Origin of the sequence: Gordonibacter urolithinfaciens (genome assembly GCF_900199375.1) — a bacterium.
Taxonomy (GTDB): domain Bacteria; phylum Actinomycetota; class Coriobacteriia; order Coriobacteriales; family Eggerthellaceae; genus Gordonibacter; species Gordonibacter urolithinfaciens.
Window position 1 is genome coordinate 3,256,983 of the sequence record NZ_LT900217.1, and the last position, 15,461, is coordinate 3,272,443.

At 66.7% G+C, this 15,461-nt stretch carries 15 protein-coding genes and 1 tRNA gene; 11 read left to right on the plus strand and 5 right to left on the minus strand.

Annotated features, from left to right (window positions below; all coding sequences use genetic code 11):
* Positions 1–25: 25 nt before the first annotated feature.
* The gene (locus BN3560_RS13995) at positions 26–829 is read right to left on the minus strand and encodes a putative ABC transporter permease (protein WP_096228515.1); all 804 of its coding nucleotides are present in this window, start codon (positions 827–829) and stop codon (positions 26–28) included.
* Between the two features lie 110 nt (positions 830–939).
* Between BN3560_RS13995 and hemH the strand changes: the two genes are divergently transcribed.
* Together hemH and coaBC are read left to right on the plus strand one after the other, a co-directional pair.
* Positions 940–1,956, plus strand: coding sequence for a ferrochelatase (gene hemH, locus BN3560_RS14000; RefSeq protein ID WP_224767871.1), 1,017 nt, complete (start codon positions 940–942; stop codon positions 1,954–1,956).
* The gene (coaBC, locus tag BN3560_RS14005; RefSeq protein ID WP_087189817.1) at positions 1,953–3,179 is read left to right on the plus strand and encodes a bifunctional phosphopantothenoylcysteine decarboxylase/phosphopantothenate--cysteine ligase CoaBC; all 1,227 of its coding nucleotides are present in this window, start codon (positions 1,953–1,955) and stop codon (positions 3,177–3,179) included. The genes hemH and coaBC overlap by 4 nt, the downstream gene beginning before the upstream one ends.
* A 126-nt stretch (positions 3,180–3,305) precedes the next feature.
* On the opposite strand, the gene BN3560_RS14010 is transcribed toward coaBC, so the two are convergent.
* The gene (locus BN3560_RS14010) at positions 3,306–3,509 is read right to left on the minus strand and encodes a cold-shock protein (protein ID WP_015538799.1); all 204 of its coding nucleotides are present in this window, start codon (positions 3,507–3,509) and stop codon (positions 3,306–3,308) included.
* A gap of 317 nt (positions 3,510–3,826) precedes the next feature.
* Between BN3560_RS14010 and BN3560_RS14015 the strand changes: the two genes are divergently transcribed.
* Positions 3,827–3,903 (plus strand) — tRNA-Pro (locus tag BN3560_RS14015).
* An 87-nt stretch (positions 3,904–3,990) separates the two neighbouring features.
* Here BN3560_RS14015 and BN3560_RS14020 read toward each other — a convergent pair.
* Entirely contained in the window at positions 3,991–4,890 is a 900-nt protein-coding gene (locus BN3560_RS14020) for a DMT family transporter (RefSeq protein WP_096228516.1), read from the minus strand.
* A 175-nt stretch (positions 4,891–5,065) separates the two neighbouring features.
* Here BN3560_RS14020 and BN3560_RS14025 point away from each other — a divergent pair, with 175 nt between their 5' ends.
* On the plus strand, positions 5,066–5,932 hold the full coding sequence (locus tag BN3560_RS14025) for a LysR family transcriptional regulator (RefSeq protein ID WP_087189815.1): 867 nt from the start codon (positions 5,066–5,068) through the stop codon (positions 5,930–5,932).
* A 126-nt stretch (positions 5,933–6,058) separates the two neighbouring features.
* Positions 6,059–6,310, plus strand: a complete 252-nt coding sequence (locus BN3560_RS14030; protein ID WP_015538797.1) for a GlsB/YeaQ/YmgE family stress response membrane protein — start codon at positions 6,059–6,061, stop codon at positions 6,308–6,310.
* A 56-nt stretch (positions 6,311–6,366) separates the two neighbouring features.
* On the opposite strand, the gene BN3560_RS14035 is transcribed toward BN3560_RS14030, so the two are convergent.
* The gene (locus BN3560_RS14035) at positions 6,367–7,464 is read right to left on the minus strand and encodes a DUF4179 domain-containing protein (protein WP_096228517.1); all 1,098 of its coding nucleotides are present in this window, start codon (positions 7,462–7,464) and stop codon (positions 6,367–6,369) included.
* On the minus strand, positions 7,448–7,948 hold the full coding sequence (locus BN3560_RS14040) for an RNA polymerase sigma factor (RefSeq protein ID WP_087189813.1): 501 nt from the start codon (positions 7,946–7,948) through the stop codon (positions 7,448–7,450). The genes BN3560_RS14035 and BN3560_RS14040 overlap by 17 nt, the downstream gene beginning before the upstream one ends.
* Before the next feature lie 407 nt (positions 7,949–8,355).
* On the opposite strand from BN3560_RS14040, the gene BN3560_RS14045 reads away from it, so the two are divergent.
* From BN3560_RS14045 to BN3560_RS14070, 6 genes are all read left to right on the plus strand, one after another.
* Complete coding sequence (locus BN3560_RS14045) at positions 8,356–9,957, plus strand: MATE family efflux transporter (RefSeq protein ID WP_172623294.1); 1,602 nt, start codon at positions 8,356–8,358, stop codon at positions 9,955–9,957.
* Between the two features lie 158 nt (positions 9,958–10,115).
* Positions 10,116–11,198: an NAD(P)-dependent alcohol dehydrogenase gene (locus BN3560_RS14050; RefSeq protein ID WP_096228518.1), complete on the plus strand. Its 1,083-nt coding sequence runs from the start codon at positions 10,116–10,118 to the stop codon at positions 11,196–11,198.
* A 365-nt stretch (positions 11,199–11,563) separates the two neighbouring features.
* Positions 11,564–13,483 (plus strand): NADH-quinone oxidoreductase subunit 5 family protein, encoded by a 1,920-nt coding sequence (locus BN3560_RS14055; protein ID WP_096228519.1) that lies wholly within the window; start codon positions 11,564–11,566, stop codon positions 13,481–13,483.
* 18 nt (positions 13,484–13,501) lie between these two features.
* On the plus strand, positions 13,502–14,371 hold the full coding sequence (locus BN3560_RS14060) for an NADH-quinone oxidoreductase subunit H (protein WP_096228520.1): 870 nt from the start codon (positions 13,502–13,504) through the stop codon (positions 14,369–14,371).
* A 15-nt stretch (positions 14,372–14,386) separates the two neighbouring features.
* Positions 14,387–14,830 carry an NADH-quinone oxidoreductase subunit B family protein gene (locus tag BN3560_RS14065; protein ID WP_087189811.1) on the plus strand — a complete coding sequence of 148 codons (444 nt, stop codon included), beginning with the start codon at positions 14,387–14,389 and terminating at the stop codon, positions 14,828–14,830.
* Position 14,831: 1 nt separating this feature from the next.
* Positions 14,832–15,461: an NADH-quinone oxidoreductase subunit C gene (locus tag BN3560_RS14070; protein ID WP_087189810.1), complete on the plus strand. Its 630-nt coding sequence runs from the start codon at positions 14,832–14,834 to the stop codon at positions 15,459–15,461.

Sequence of the window (15,461 nt, forward strand, 5' to 3'; positions counted from 1 at the left end):
GAGACATTAACCCCGTCCCCTTGTCTCATTCCTTCCCGTACACGCTCATGTTCTGCATCCTGGACTGCAAGAAGCTGTCGGGGAAGTGCTCGTCGAGGAAACGCTGCTCCCAGGTGGTGGCGGGGACGCCCTGGGCGCGTTGCCCCTCCCGATCGAGGGCGAGCACCGTGACCGCGACGTCCGCGGCCAGGAAGGCCGCCATGAGCGCCGTCACGGCGCGCACGGCGGCGTTTCGCGCGTTCACGTGCGAGAACGCCTGCTTGACGGCAGGCAGCGCCACGCGCACCCACACAAGGCCCAAAAGGCCCCACATCATGCCGAACGCGAAGTTCGTGCGCCCGTTGATGGAGCCGAACGTGCCCGAGTAGTCCCAGGCCACAGCACCCCAGAAGAACTCCATGCCCCAACTGGTCACGTACTCCAGCACACTGCCCACCACCATGGCAACCAGGAATATGACCAGGTTGTGCGAATGGTAGAAGCGGTTGAGGAACAGCGTCAGCACCACGGCGCCCACGCCGTAGATGGGCGAGAAGGGGCCCCAGACCAAGCCCGCGCGGCTCTCGAGGCCGCCGTAGACGATGGCGTGGAACACGGTCTCCACGGCGAGTCCGATAACGCAGCCCGCCACGAACAGCCAGAACAGGTTGAACCAGTCGAGCCGCAGGTAGCCGGTGTTGTGGAACACCTGGGCTCGTACCTCCTGCTTGACCTCGCTCAGCAGGTCCGCACCCTCCGAGGCGCCCGCACGCGCGGGCGCAGCCCCCGAAGGGGCCGGAGCATCGCCCTCCGATTCGGGCGAACCCGGGTTTTTCGGTTCTTTCTCCATTCATCCGTTCCTCGAGGGGCCGATAGGGCTAAACTATAGCAGATTTCTCAAGTTGGACGGGCACCGTTTCGCCTCGGCGATGCGCGCAGGCCGGGAAGGGGATCGACATCGTGCAAGAAGGGGACCGCACCGGCATTCTCCTGGTGAACACCGGCACGCCGGACGAGCCGCGACCGCGCGCCGTGCGCAAGTACCTCGCGCGCTTCCTCATGGACCCGCGCATCGCCCCCATGAACCGCGTGGGCTGGTGGTTCGTCCTCCACCTGTTCATCCTGCCCAAGCGCGGGCGCGCCTCGGCGGAGAAGTACGCGAGGATCTGGACCGAGGAGGGGTCTCCTTTCACGGTCGCCCACATGAAGCTCGCCCGCGCCCTGGACGCGCAGCTGGCCGAGGAGGGCCACGACGCCGTCGTGCGCTGCGCCATGAGCTACAGCGCCCCGTTCGTGCGCGACGCCGTGCGCGAGCTGAAGGAGGCCGGCTGCACGCGCCTCGTCGTGCTGCCGCTGTACCCGCAGAGCGCGCACTCCACCACCGGCTCGGTATCGGACGGCGTGGGCCGCGCGCTGCGCAAGGAGCGGTGGGACGTGCCCTGCGACTTCGTGGACAACTACCACGACGACCCCACCTACGTGCGCGCCATCGCCGCCTCGGTCAGGCACGCCGGCTTCGATCCCGACTCTGACGACAAGGTGCTGTTCTCGTACCATTCCATCCCGCTCGTCGACATCGAGGCGGGCGACACCTACGAGCTGCAGTCGGGTGCCTCGAGCCTCCAGATAGCGGGCGAGCTGGGCATCGAGCGCAACCGGTGGACCATCGGCTACCAGTGCCGTTTCGACAAGGGGCGCGAATGGCTCTCGCCGTTCACGCGCGACGTCCTGGCGCGCTGGGCCGAGGCAGACGTGGGCCGCGTGTTCTTCGTGTGCCCGAACTTCGCCGTGGACTGCCTCGAGACGCTCTACGACATCGAGCACGAGCTGAAGCCGTTCTATTTCGAACAGATCAGGAAGGCGGGCCGCGAGCCGCGCGAAGGCGCTTTCACGTACGTGCCCTGCCTCGACCGCAGCCGCGCGCACGTGAGGGTGCTCGCCGACGTGCTTCGCCCCCATGTGGAAGGAGGCCGATGATGGCCAGGGAAGAAGGCGCCGCGGCTCCGGCGCCGCGGAAGACGGTGCTCGTGGGCGTGACGGGCTGCATCGCGGCCTACAAGTCCTGCGAGATCGTGCGCCTCCTGCAGAAGGCCGGCGTGAGGGCGAAGGTGGTCATGACCGAGCATGCCGCCGAGTTCGTGGGACCCACGACGTTCCGTGCGCTCACGCGCGAGCCGGTGGCCGTGGGCTTGTTCGACGACCCGTCAGACCCCATACACCACGTGTCGCTTGCGCAGGAGGCCGACTGCTTCGTCATCGCGCCCTGCACGGCGAACGTCATTGCCAAGATAGCGAACGGCTTGGCCGACGACCTGCTCACCACCACGGCGCTCGCCTGCACGTGCCCGCTCGTGGTCGCGCCCGCCATGAACGTGAACATGTACGAGAACCCGGCGACGCGCTACAACCTGGGCAAGCTTCACATCCGCGGCGCGCGCATCGTGGAGGCCGGCGACGGCTATCTGGCCTGCGGCGACGTGGGACGGGGCCGTCTGGCCGAGCCGGCCGACATCGTGGCCGCCGTGCTCGAGGAGCTGGATATGCGCCGCGACCTGGCCGGGCGCCGCGTCATGGTCACGGCTGGGCCCACCGTGGAGCCCATCGATCCGGTGCGCTACCTCACGAACCGCTCGTCGGGCAAGACCGGCTACGCCATCGCACGGGCGGCTGCGGCCCGCGGGGCCGACGTCACGCTCGTGTCCGGCCCGGTGGCGCTCCCGGAGCCCGAGGGCATGCGCACGGTGCACGTGGAGACGGCGCGCGAGATGCTGTCTGCGGCCCAAAGGGCGTTTGCGGCAGCCGATATCGCCGTGTTCTCGGCTGCCGTGGCCGACATGCGGCCGCGCGAGGCTGCGGCGCACAAGTTGAAGAAGGGCGCAGGAGATGCGAGGCTCGATACCCTCGAGCTCGTGGAGAACCCCGATATCCTGGCCACGCTCGGCGCCGCCAAGCGTCCCGGCCAGGTGGTGGTGGGCTTCGCCGCCGAGACGGACGACGTGGTGGCCAATGCCCAGCGGAAGCTCTCTTCCAAGCATGCCGATCTTGTCGTGGGAAACGTCGTGGGAGGGGGCCGCGCCTTCGGCACCGACGACAACGAGGTGTGGTTCGTCACCGCCGAGGAGACTTACGGCCTTCCCCTCATGTCCAAGGACCGGCTGGCCGACCGCATCCTCGACGTGGCCGCCTCGTTCCTGCCGTAAGCCGAGCCTGATCTTTCAGCTGGTCCTTCCTGTAAAAGCAAGAAAGCCCCTCGGCCCGAAAGGGCGGAGGGGCTTTCTCGAATCGGGGCCGGTAGGCGGCCCCGGGCAGTTCGGAAGTTCGGCGAACTAGATGGTGTGCACCATCGTAGCCTGGCTCTTGCCGTTGTTGCCGACCGCGACGGTGAACTCGACGTGGGCGTTCTCCTCGAGGGTCTTGAACCCGTCGGTCTGGATCTCGCTGAAGTGGACGAACAGGTCATCGCCGCCGTCCTGAGAGATGAAACCGTAGCCTTTGTCGGCGTTGAACCATTTGACTGTACCAGTAGACATGCAAACCTAGCTTTCTGCCCCGCAGGGCACTTAACGGGCAGCGCGGCCGAAACCAAATCGCTGCCAACAACGTGCGGCAACATGCCGCGTCAACCAGTGTACGCGCATCCGCGGGCTTTTCGGTCGGGGTTGGGCGGAAAGCCCCTTGCACACGCTATCCACACGATCGGCCCGTCGGCGGGCGTTGCACCCAAGATCACCTGCAATTGAAAAAGATTCGGGGAAGATGATAAATTCCATCTTGAAATACCCGGCGAGTAACGGTAATATGTTCAAGCTGTCTGACGGGGAAACGATGCAAACCCCAAGACGCATAACGGGTTGTGGCGCAGTTTGGTAGCGCACTTGACTGGGGGTCAAGGGGTCGCAGGTTCAAATCCTGTCAACCCGACCAGAAACTCGAAAGCCGCCTTCGGGCGGCTTTTTCGTGCTTGCGCGGGCTTCACGCCAGGCGCTTGGGGCGAAGCCGAAACGCCTGGCCCTACAGCGCCGCTTCCGCGCCGCGAGCGCGACGGACGTGGGGCAGGTGCAGCCTCGCGCCGCACTCGGCGTACACGGCGCCGCCTATGACGAGCACCACGCCTATCGCCTGAGCAGGGGAGAAGGCCTCGTCCAAGAGCAACGCGGACAGCACGACGGCCGCGAGCGGCTCCAGGTAGCCGCACACCGACACCGTCTGCGCCGGCAGCTTGCCCATGGCGGAGAAGTACACGAAGCAGCCGAATCCGGTGTTCACCAGGCCCAGCACCAGGAGGGGCGCCCAGTCGACCGGGCCTATCTGCAGCGAGGTCCCCCCGGTTGCGCCGACGAACAGCGCAACGGCCGCGAAGCTGGACACGAGCTGCACGGCAGAGCTCTCCAGCCCCTCCACGTGGCGCACCTTCTTCGCTAACACGACCATCGCTGCGTACATGACGGCCGACATCCCGCCGCAGAACAGCCCCCATCCCGATGCGCCCTCGCCGAGCGCGCGGCCGTTCACCAGCAGCACGCCAACCAGCACGAGGCCGAACCCGGCGAGCTTCGCACGGGTCAGCCGCTCGCCGAACAGCCACGGCGACAGGGCGGCCACGATGATGGGGCCGCAGTAGTACACGAGCGAGGCGGTGCCCACGCCCAGATGGCGATACGCCTCGAACAGGAAGAGCCAGCTGGCGCCCAGCGCGGCGCCGGATGCGGCAAGGCAGCCCAAGTCGCCGAGGTGCCGGTGGAACGTGACGCGGCGCTTCGCGGCAAGCAGCAGCACGACCAGCAGCAGGCTTCCCAGCAACGTGCGCAGCAGCACGACCGAGGAGCTGGGCAAGGCGATGCCGCTCGCCACGATGCCGTTGCTGCCGAACAGGAGCAGAGCCCCTACGTACTTCCCGTAATCCCGTGCCACCTTCGTCCTTCTTTCCTTGACACGCCGCCTACCCGCATAAGGTGCGAGAAACTGCCGGGCGACAGTGTGTCACAGAATCAAACAGCACAAAAGCGAATGTTTATCATAATAAGCATGATAAAATCGCATGCAAAAGGGAAACGATGGCCCACGGAGGCGGAAAGAGAGGACGGCGGTGGACGCGAGCATCCAGAAGTACCAGGCGTTCGTGAGGACGGTTGAGCTGGGAAGCTTCACCAAGGCGGCCGAGTCGCTGTCGTATTCCCAGTCGGGCGTGAGCCGCATGGTGGCCGACCTGGAGCGGGAGTGGAAAGTCGCCTTGCTCGAGCGCGGGCGGGCCGGCGTGCGCCTCACGTCCGAGGGCACGCGCCTCCTGCCCTGCATCCGACGCGTGTGCGAGGAGCATGCGCGCCTGCAGGCCCAGGTCGACGAGCTGAACGGGCTGCAGGCGGGCCTCATCCGCATCGGCACGTTCTCCAGCGTGGCCACCCATTGGCTGCCGAACGTCATCCGCGCGTTCCAAGAGGACTACCCGAACATCGACTACGAGCTTTTGCTGGGAGATTACAGCGAGATCGAGGAGTGGGTGCTCGAGGGGCGCGTGGACTGCGGCTTCCTGCGCCTGCCTGCGCACCGCGGCCTGGAGACGGCGTTCATCGAGCGCGACGAGCTGCTGGCCGTGCTCCCCGAGGGGCACCCGTTGGCCGAGCAGGAGCGCGTGCCGGCGGCGGAGCTGTGCGAGGAGCCGTTCCTGCTGCTGGAGAAGGGCGACAACACCGTGGTGTCCGAGGTGTTCGAGCGCGACGGCCTGTCACCGCGCACGCGATTCACCACCTGGGACGACTACGCCATCATGGCCATGGTGGAATGCGGGCTGGGCGTGAGCATCCTGCCTGGGCTCATCCTGCGGCGCGCGCCGTACCGCATCGCGGCGCGGCCGTTGGAGGAGCCCGCCTACCGCACCATAGGACTCGCCCTGCGCAGCCGCGAGGCGGCCTCGCTCGCCACGCAACGCTTCCTGGAGTACCTGGACTGCCGCTGACGGCCGGCGGGCGGATCTTCGCGAAACAGCGTGGAAACGCCGTGCGCACGGGATGCTTCCAGTATCGGCTGCCCGACCCGCGAACTCCTACACTGGACGGTGTCGGTCACAGAAAGGAGCATAACTATGAGCATTATCGTGTGGATCATCATCGGCGGCCTGGCCGGCTGGGTCGCGGGCATGATCATGAAGGAGCAGGGCAGCTTGGTGAAGAACATCATCGTGGGCATCGTGGGCGCGCTCATCGGCGGGTTCATCATGAGCTTCTTCGGGGCCGAGGGCTTCACCGGGTTCAACCTATGGTCGTTCGTGGTGGCGTTGCTCGGGTCGGTGGTGCTGCTGGCCATCATCAACTTCGTCACCAAGAAGAGCGCCTAGGCGAACCGGAGGAGGCCCCGCTGCTTTGGCTTGCGGCGCCTCCTCCGGCTTAGTGGCTACGGCAGCGCTATCTCCGTGCCGCCGATGGTGACGGAGGCCACGTCGTCGGTGTTCAAGAACTCTTCGAACACTATGTTCTTATGGCAGGCGGTCGTGCTGCCGTTCTCGCGGGTTCCCCCGCTGTGCTTCGAGGCATCGATTTCGAGAACCGTCCCGTCCTTCATGTTCACCGTGATGGACGGGTTGAGGAAGCGGTCGACCTCGCTGCCGTTGTGCTCGGACAGGCGCCCGGATCCTTGCTCGAGCCAGTCCATGGCGCCGTCGGCCGTGTACTCGAGCGTGAGCGCGATCGGCGAGATGCTGGCGCTGTCCAGCGTGGCGCCCATGCCGTTCAGCTCGAACGGCTGCCCGGCCGGCAGGTCGACGGAGGTGTCCTCGTAGTCCACGACGAACTTCATGTCCCAGGTGCCTTCGGCGACGGCCTCGCGCCCGCCGTCGCCGTACCGGTACAGGTTCTGGAAGCTCGCGCGCGCCGTATGCCCGATGATGCTGCCGCCGGTCGAGGTGACGGACATCTGCTCCACGTACTGGATGACGTTGTCGGAAGGGTCGGCATCGTAGAAGTGGCTGCTTCCGCCGCTTGTCGTCACCCCGTCGACGTGGACTCCGGCCGCCTCTCCGAACCCGAGGGGCAGCGCACCGTTGTCCAGGGCCTCGACGCCCTCGAACGGCGTGCCGTCGTCCTTGGCGATGCTGAACACGATGGTGTAGTTCGCCCGGTCGCCGATGATGGCCTCGGCCGTGACGGTGACGCCGTTCGACGTGGCGCTCGCGCCGAGGGGGCGCCCTATCTTGCCCACGACCTCGGTCTGGGCGGGTGGGCCGCCGAACAGGTCGTCCATGACGTTGCCCACGCCCATGAGCGCGCCGGAGGCGTACGCACCCCCTGCCAGGCCTACTGCCAGAACCACCGTGGCCGCCGCTGCCGCCGCGAAGCGCCAGCGCCGCTTGCCGCCGCGCGCTGCGTGCACATCCGGTTGCGGGCGCACCGCCCGCGCCTGCTCCTGCGCCGCAGCCAGGCGCGCCGCCATGCGCTCCTTCGCGGCGGGCGAGAATCTCAGGTCGTCCATGGCCTCGTTATACTCCCTGTCCACAATAGGCTCCTTCCAACATAGTGCGGAGCTTGCCGCGGCCGCGGCTCAGATGGGCGCTGACGGCCGACTCGCTCCGTCCGGTGAGCTCCGAGATCTCCCGGATCGAGTACCCTTCGTAATAATGGAGGTAGATGGCCTCGCGGTACTTCGCCGGCAGCGCCATGACGGCGTCCACGACCCCGCTGTCGGGCTCGTCGGGGACTGCGGCATCGGGCGCCGCCTCCAGCCCAACCGTGTGCCTCCTGAACCCGCTGCGCAGCGCGTCCTTGCAGGCGTTCGCCGTCGTGCGGACGACCCAGGCCTTCTCGTGCTCGGGTCCCTCGAACCTCGTGCGGGCCCCCATGAGCTTGAGCAGCACCGTCTGGCAGACGTCCTCCGCGTCGTGCGTGGACTTCAGGTAGGTGTAGCTCAGCCGCAGTATGAGGTCCGCGTAGGCCTCGACCAGCCGCTCGGCCTCCACCTCGCTTGCTCTTCTTGTCCCCATCCGTGGCTTTTCCCTCTCTTGCCCGGCTGCCGCCGGGGATGTTCGAGCAACGTCGCTTCACCTTCAATACGATCCAGGGACGGCTTTCCTGACAGCATAGCGCGAATTTTCGGAAAAACCGGGGGAGCGCCCGTCGCGTTCCCGTCAACCGGCCGGCTGGCAAGCAGGGCCTCGCAAGCGCCCGCATTTGCCCGCACGGGCGGGCTTGCCGCCGCTTCCGGGCTCCCGTATACTGGCCTCTGTTCGGGATGACCCGAGCCGGCGCGGCGTCGAGCCCCGAGAGGGAAGCTCCGCCGCCTGTCCAGTCTGCCGGGACAACCCGGGAAATTCCGCGATCGAGAAAACCGCACCGTCCGCGAGGCGGGCAGGGCTCGAGGTCGCCTGCGTTCATGCAACGGGGTAGCACGATGGAGGAGAAGAAGGGAACGCCGCGAGGCGGGGGAGAGGGCGCCTCCCGCGTCGGCGGCGAAGCCGAGGATACGTCGCTGTCGGCCCAAATAGCCGCCCAGGAGCCGTTCGAGCGCCGCCCGGTGCTCGACACCGGCGACCTCGAGGTGGCCGTGCCCGTCGCGCGCACGGACCAGCAGCGCGCCGGCGACGCGAAGATCGACCGCATGGGCACCGCCAGCACGCTCAAGCTGCTGCTGGAATTCTCCATCCCGGCCGTGTTCGGCGTGCTCGTGCAGACGCTCTACAACGTCATCGACGCCGTGTACGTGGGCGCCGCGGTGGGGGAGAACGGCCTGGCGGCCACGACGGTGGCGAACCCCGCCATGACGTTCATGGTGGCCGTGGCCATGCTCGTGGGCGTGGGCGGCAACGCGCTCGCGGCCATCAAGCTGGGCGAGCGGAAGAAGCGCGTGGCCGAGCGCGTGCTGGGCAACAGCTTCGTGCTGCTCGTGGGCGCGGGCGTCGTCGCCTGGATCGTCGGCCTCGCGGCGCTCGACCCCATCCTGCGCGCCTCGGGCGCCGACGACGCGGTGCTGCCGCACGCGCGCGCCTTCATGACGGTCATCATCGCGGGCTGTCCCTTGCAGTTCGTGGCGTTCGGCATGAACAACTTCATCCGCACGGCGGGCCACCCCAACCGCGCGCTCGGCTCCATGCTCGTGGGCACGGGCGCGAACATCGTGCTCGGCTACCTGTTCATCATCGTGCTCGACGGCGGCATGACGGGCGCGGGGCTCGCCACCGTATGCTCGTGGGCGCTCTCGGCCGCCTTCGTCATGCAGTTCTTCCTGAAGAAGGGCTCGCCCATGCCGCTGCGCCGCGAGGCCCTCGGCATCAAGTGGCGCGTGGCGCTGCGCATCTGCGCGCTCGGCGTGGCCCCCTCGGTCATGGAGCTGGGCTTCGCGGTGTCGAACATGATCATGAACAACCTGCTGCTGTTCTACGGCGCCTCCGACCCCCTCGGCTCGGACGGCGCGCTCGCGGTCATGCGCGTGCTCTCGGCCGTGGGCATGTTCACCATCATGCCGTCCATGGGCATCGCCATGGGCGCGCAGCCCATCATCGGCTACAACTACGGCGCGCGGAAGTTCGGGCGCATGAAGCGCACGCTGGGGCAGGGCATCCTCCTGGGCATCGCCATCACCACGCCCCTGTGGCTCACCGTGCTCTTCCTGCCCGATATGTACGCGCACCTGTTCAGCCTGCCGGAGGCCTACCTGGACGCCACGGCGTGGGCGCTCATCGCCTACCTCGTGTTCATACCCATCCTTCCCGTGGCGCTCATCGGGTCGAACTACTTCGACGCCACCGGGCAGGCGCTCAAGGCGACGCTGCTCACGCTCACGCGCCAGATACTGTTCTTCATCCCGCTGCTCTTGGCGAGCCCCCACGTACTGCCGCTCGTGCTTCCCTGGACGCCGCTGCAGAGCCTGTTCTTCGCGCCCTCGATCTCGGACATCACGTCCACGCTGCTCGTGGTGGCCTTCCTGGCGGCGGAGTGGCGCCGCCTGCGCAAGCTGGAGGCGCGCGAGGCCCTTGAAGCGCCCGTAGCCTCCTAAGGGAGCCTCCGCCCGCCGCAGCTCCCTCGCCGCCCGCCGCCGCGCGCGTCCGCAGGGATGGGCGATACCGCCAGTTGGCGGTGCGGCCGCGTCTGCGCTCGACGCGGAGCCTAGCATGGTGCGCAAGGCTACCGAGGAGCACGAAGGAGGAGCGCACCATGAAGATCGAGGCCGCCGTTACCCACGGCATGGGCGAGGAATTCGAGATCGGGGAAGTCGAGCTGGCAGAACCCCGCTCCAACGAGGTTCTGGTGAGGGTGGTGGCGACGGGCGTCTGCCATACGGATGCCGTCGCCCGGGACAACGGCATCGTGCCCTATCCGATCGTCCTCGGGCACGAGGGGGCCGGCATCGTCGAGCGGGCGGGCGCGAACGTGAAGACGGTCGGGCCGGGAGACCACGTGGTGCTCTCGTACTCCTCGTGCGGCCATTGCGAGAACTGCCTGTCCGCCCATCCCCCCACGTGCGAGAAGATGAACGACCTGAATTTCGGCTCCGAGGGCATCGAGCGCCTGGAGCAGGACGGGAGGCCGGTGGCCACGTTCTTCGGGCAGTCCTCGTTCGCCACCTACGCCGTCGCCGACGAGCGCAACGTGGTGAAGGTCCCCGACAACGTGGAGCTGGAGCTGCTCGGCCCTCTGGGTTGCGGCATCCAGACGGGCAGCGGGACGGTGCTCGTCCGCCTCAAGCCCTCGTTCGGCTCCACGATCGCCGTGTACGGTTGCGGCGCGGTGGGGCTTAGCGCCGTCATGGCGGCGAAGATCGCGGGATGCAGGACCGTCATCGCGGTCGACGTGCACGAGAGGCGCCTCGAGCTGGCGCGCGAGCTGGGCGCCGACTACGCGCTCAACGGCAGCGAGGTGGACGTGGTGGAGGAGGTCAGGAAGGCGACAGGCTCGTCGGGTACCCATTTCGCGGTCGAGACGACCGGCGTCCCCGCGGTCGTCCACCAGAGCCTGGCGGCGCTGCGCCCGCTGGGCACGGTGGCCATCGTGGGCATCACGCCCGAGATGACCGTCGATATGTTCGGCGAGGTCATGGCCGAGGGGAAAACGGTGACGGGCGTCATAGAGGGCGACACCGTGCCCCAGCTGTTCATCCCCGAGCTGGTAGAGTACTACCGCCAGGGCCGCTTCCCCTTCGACAAGCTGGTGGAGTTCTATGACTTCGAGAACATCAACCAGGCGTTCGAGGATTCCCGAACCGGCAAGACCATCAAACCGGTCGTCAAGATGAGGTAGGGTCCGGCCGAAAGCATGCCCGAAAGCGCGCCCCGCATGCCATGCGGGGCGTTTCTGCGTGCCGGGGAGGGCGGGCGCGCGCATTGCGCCGCCCTGCGGTATACGGCCTGTTGAAAAGCCGTTACCGCCGTTAAAAACCGCTCGCGACGGCAAACCTGCCACTGCCCGGCGATACGAATACCCAATGCATCCATAATACAACCGTGGCGCTCTCCTTTCGCCGGATAATACGCTCCGATGGGGAAGCGCTGGGGCCGGGGATGCCCAGGTTTGCTAAAGTTCGGTCATCGCTTGCACGGGGGTTCAGGTTTCCCTGCCGCATTCTGCAAGCTTTCCATCAACCGACACAAGTGAAGGGATACGACGTGGCTCTGCTCGGGTTCTTAATCCTTTTCCCGCTGGTCGTTGCCGCCGTGCTTTTGGTCGTGCGCAACAACCGGGCGAGAAGCGCGATTGTGGGCGCCTCGGCGCTCGTCATCGGCCTGGCCTCCATCTGGTTGGTGGCCACCTACCTGGGGGCTCCCTGGGTAACGTTCGACTTCGAATCGCCCCTCATCGACTACGCCAGCACGGCGGTGAGCGTGCTCGTGGCGGCTGCTATCCTGTATTACGGCATCCGCTACAAGAACGTGCTCGCCTGCGTGCTCGCCGTGATCCAGGTGGTGGGCTCGCTCGTGTTCGAGTTCGGCTTCGCCCACTCCATCGACGTGACCGAGGCGCTGTACCTCGACTCGCTGTCGCTGCTCATGGCGTTCATCATCGGCGTCATCGGCTCCGGCATCTGCGTGTACGCGCTCGGCTACATGGAGGACTTCCAGGCCCACGAGCCGGAGGGGGCCAAGGACCGCCGCCCCGTGTTCTTCGCGCTCATGTTCGTGTTCCTGTCCGCCATGTTCCTGATCGTGTTCTCGAACAACATGGTGTGGATGTTCACGGGCTGGGAGGTCACGACGGTCTGCTCGTTCCTCCTCATCGCCTACACGCGCACCGAGGAGGCCATCAAGAACGCCTTCCGCCAGATCATCATGAACCTGCTGGGCGGCCTCGGCTTCCTGGCGGCGCTCTACCTGAGCGCCATCCAGCTGGGCACGCTGTCGTTCCTCGAGTTCCTGCAGATCGGCGTCCAGAACCCGGCGCTCGTGGTGCTGCCGGTGTGCGCGCTGGCGTTCGCGGGCCTCACGAAGGCCGCGCAGATGCCGTTCCACACGTGGCTGCTCGGCGCCATGGTGGCGCCCACGCCCACCTCGGCGCTGCTCCACTCGTCCACCATGGTCAAGGCCGGCGTGTTCCTGCTGGTGAAGCTGGCGCCCGTGTTCCTGGTGTGCCCCGTGCCGTCGGTGATGGTCGTGCTCGTGGGCGGCATCACGTTCGCGCTGTGCTCGTTCATGGCCATCTCGCAGAGCAACGCCAAGCGCGTGCTCGCGTACTCCACGATCGCGAACCTCGGCCTCATCACGGCCTGCGCGGGCGTCGGAACCCCGGAGGCCGTCTGGGCCGCCGCGTTCCTCATCCTGTTCCATGCCATCGCGAAGTCGCTGCTGTTCCTGTGCGTCGGCACGGCCGAGCACCACATCGGCAGCCGCGATATCGAGGATATGGACCTTCTGTTCGATCGCATGCCGCGGCTTGCACGCTTCATGATGCTGGGTATCATGTGCATGTTCATCGCACCGTTCGGCATGCTGGTGGCGAAGTGGGCCACGCTCGTTTCGTTCGTGGACACGGGCCAGGTCGCCCTCATCCTGCTCCTGGCCTTCGGCTCGGCCGCCACGTTCATGTTCTGGGCCAAGTGGCTGGGCAAGCTCTCCGGCATCGCCGGCCGGCCCGAGAACGTGGAGGTGACCGTGCACAAGAGCGAGTGGACCGCCATCGTCATCATGGCCGTGCTCGTGGTCGTGGGCTGCGTGTGCCTGCCCATCATCTCGCAGCTTGTCGTCGAGCCCTACGTGTACAGCGTGTTCGGCGTGCTCGGCCAGGACATCGCCTCCACGAACCTGTGGATCGCCTCCATCGCCGCAGCGCTTATCGCCATCGTGCTGTTCGCGGGACTCGGGCGCGGCAAGGCCAAGAAGGCCGAGGTGTACCTCGCCGGCGTGAGCGCCGACAACGAGGCGCGCGTCTACCGCAACTCGCTGTCGGGCGAGTCGGCCGCCACGTCCCGCAACATGTACCTGGACGGCATCTTCGGGGAGAAGCGCATCAACCCCGTGGGCACGGTGGCCTGCGCCCTCGTCATCATCGTCGCGTTCGGTTTCTCGGCTGTCACGCTGCCGGGCCTGTTCTAGGAAAGGGTGTGATCTGAAATGTCCCTGCTCTTCGCTCTCATCGGCACCCTCGCCTTCGCCATCGCGGCACCGGTGCTGGGCTGCCTCCTGGCCGGCCTCGACCGCAAGATCACGGCGCGCATGCAGGGCCGCGTGGGCCCGCCGCTGCTGCAGCCGTACTACGATGTGCGCAAGCTCATCGAGAAGGACAACGTCTCCGTCAACTCCAGCGAGGGAACCTACATCACGTGCGCGCTCGTGTTCACGCTGCTGGCTGGAGGCATCTTCTACTCGGGCGGCAACCTGCTCATGAGCGTGTTCGTCATCACGCTCGCGGGCCTGTTCTTCATCATCGCCGCGTACTCCACGCGCAGCCCCTACGCGGAGCTCGGCGCGAACCGCGAGACGCTGCAGGTCATGTCCTACGAACCCATGGTGCTGTTCATGGCCGTGGCGTTCTACATGGCTGCCGGCACGTTCGACTCGGCGGGCGTCTTCGCCCTCGACGCGCCCGTGGTCACGAGCATCTGGCTCGTGTTCCTGGGCCTGCTGTTCGTGCTCACCATCAAGCTGCGCAAGTCGCCGTTCGACCTTTCGTACTCCCACCACGCCCACCAGGAGCTCGTCAAGGGCATCACCACCGAGATGAGCGGCAAGACGCTCGCGAAGGTGGAGATCATGCACTGGTGCGAGAACGTGCTGTTCCTGGGTTGGGTCGGCCTGTTCTTCGTGTGGGGCAACCCGCTCTCCATCGTGCTGGCCATCGCCGTGGTCGTGCTCGTGTACTTCCTGGAGATCTGGATCGACAACAACTTCGCCCGCGTGAAATGGCAGGCCATGCTCTCGTCGGCCTGGGCCGTGGCGTTCGTGGCGGGCTTCGTCAACATCGCCGTCCTGGCGTACCTGTAAGGAGGCGCGGAACCAATGACGTTCGCAACGAAATCACCGTGGGTCATCCACTACGACGGCTCGAGCTGCAACGGCTGCGACATCGAGGTGCTGGCGGCGCTGTGCCCCGGCTACGACGTGGAGCGCTTCGGCATCATCAACACGGGCAACCCCAAGCACGCCGACATCTTCCTGGTCACCGGCAGCGTGAACGAGCGCAACATCAAGGTGGTGCAGGAGATCTACAACCAGATGGTCGAGCCCAAGGTCGTCATCGCGTGCGGCATCTGCGCGTGCTCGGCCGGCATCTTCCACGACTGCTACAACGTGATAGGCGGCGTGGACCAGGCCATACCCGTTGACGTGTACGCGCCCGGCTGCGCCGTGCGCCCCGAGGCCATCATCGACGCGGTCGTGCAGGGCCTTGGCATACTGGAAGAGAAATCGAAGGCCCTGCAGGCTCAGAAGAAGGGAGCGTGACATGGCGCTTGAGACGACGTTCGTCCCGCTGACCGTCGAGGAGCTGCCGGCACTGGCGGCCGCCAAGAAGGACGGCGGCTGGCGGTTCGTGCAGCTGCTCGCCGTGAACACCGAGGACGGCATCGACCTGGTCTACTCGTTCATGAAGGACAACCTGCTGGAGAACCACGAGATCAAGGGCGTCCAGAAGGGCACGACGGTGCCCAGCATCACCGACCGGTTCCTCGAGGCGTTCGTGTTCGAGAACGAGACGCACGACCTGTTCGGCGTGGACGTGCAGGGCATCGCCATCGACTTCGGCGGCAACTTCTACGCGCTGGCGCAGAAAGAGCCCATGACCATCATATCGCCGGAGCAGAAGGCCGCGCGCGAGAAGGCCAAGAAGGTGGCCGCCGCCAAGGCTGCGAAGGAGAAGGCCGCCAAGGCGGCCGCGGCGAACGCCGCCTACGTGGAGACGCACCCCGACGCCGCCCCCGCCCCCGGCGAGCGCGGCTACATCGCGCCGCCCGAGGACGACGATCTGGAGACGAAGCTGGCCGGCATGGACCCCGAGAAGGTCGCCCGCGTGCGCGCGGCCATCGCCGCGAAGGCCAAGAAGGCGGCCGCCGAGGCCGGGAAGGAAGGTGAGTAG

What these genes read in the sequence shown, in the direction of transcription:
- BN3560_RS13995 (WP_096228515.1), bottom strand. Translation starts at nt 829, where the DNA reads ATGGAGAAAGAACCGAAAAACCCGGGTTCGCCCGAATCGGAGGGCGAT.
- coaBC (WP_087189817.1), top strand. Translation starts at nt 1,953, where the DNA reads ATGATGGCCAGGGAAGAAGGCGCCGCGGCTCCGGCGCCGCGGAAGACG.
- BN3560_RS14010 (WP_015538799.1), bottom strand. Translation starts at nt 3,509, where the DNA reads ATGTCTACTGGTACAGTCAAATGGTTCAACGCCGACAAAGGCTACGGT.
- BN3560_RS14030 (WP_015538797.1), top strand. Translation starts at nt 6,059, where the DNA reads ATGAGCATTATCGTGTGGATCATCATCGGCGGCCTGGCCGGCTGGGTC.
- BN3560_RS14040 (WP_087189813.1), bottom strand. Translation starts at nt 7,948, where the DNA reads ATGGGGACAAGAAGAGCAAGCGAGGTGGAGGCCGAGCGGCTGGTCGAG.
- BN3560_RS14045 (WP_172623294.1), top strand. Translation starts at nt 8,356, where the DNA reads ATGGAGGAGAAGAAGGGAACGCCGCGAGGCGGGGGAGAGGGCGCCTCC.
- BN3560_RS14050 (WP_096228518.1), top strand. Translation starts at nt 10,116, where the DNA reads ATGAAGATCGAGGCCGCCGTTACCCACGGCATGGGCGAGGAATTCGAG.
- BN3560_RS14060 (WP_096228520.1), top strand. Translation starts at nt 13,502, where the DNA reads ATGTCCCTGCTCTTCGCTCTCATCGGCACCCTCGCCTTCGCCATCGCG.
- BN3560_RS14065 (WP_087189811.1), top strand. Translation starts at nt 14,387, where the DNA reads ATGACGTTCGCAACGAAATCACCGTGGGTCATCCACTACGACGGCTCG.
- BN3560_RS14070 (WP_087189810.1), top strand. Translation starts at nt 14,832, where the DNA reads ATGGCGCTTGAGACGACGTTCGTCCCGCTGACCGTCGAGGAGCTGCCG.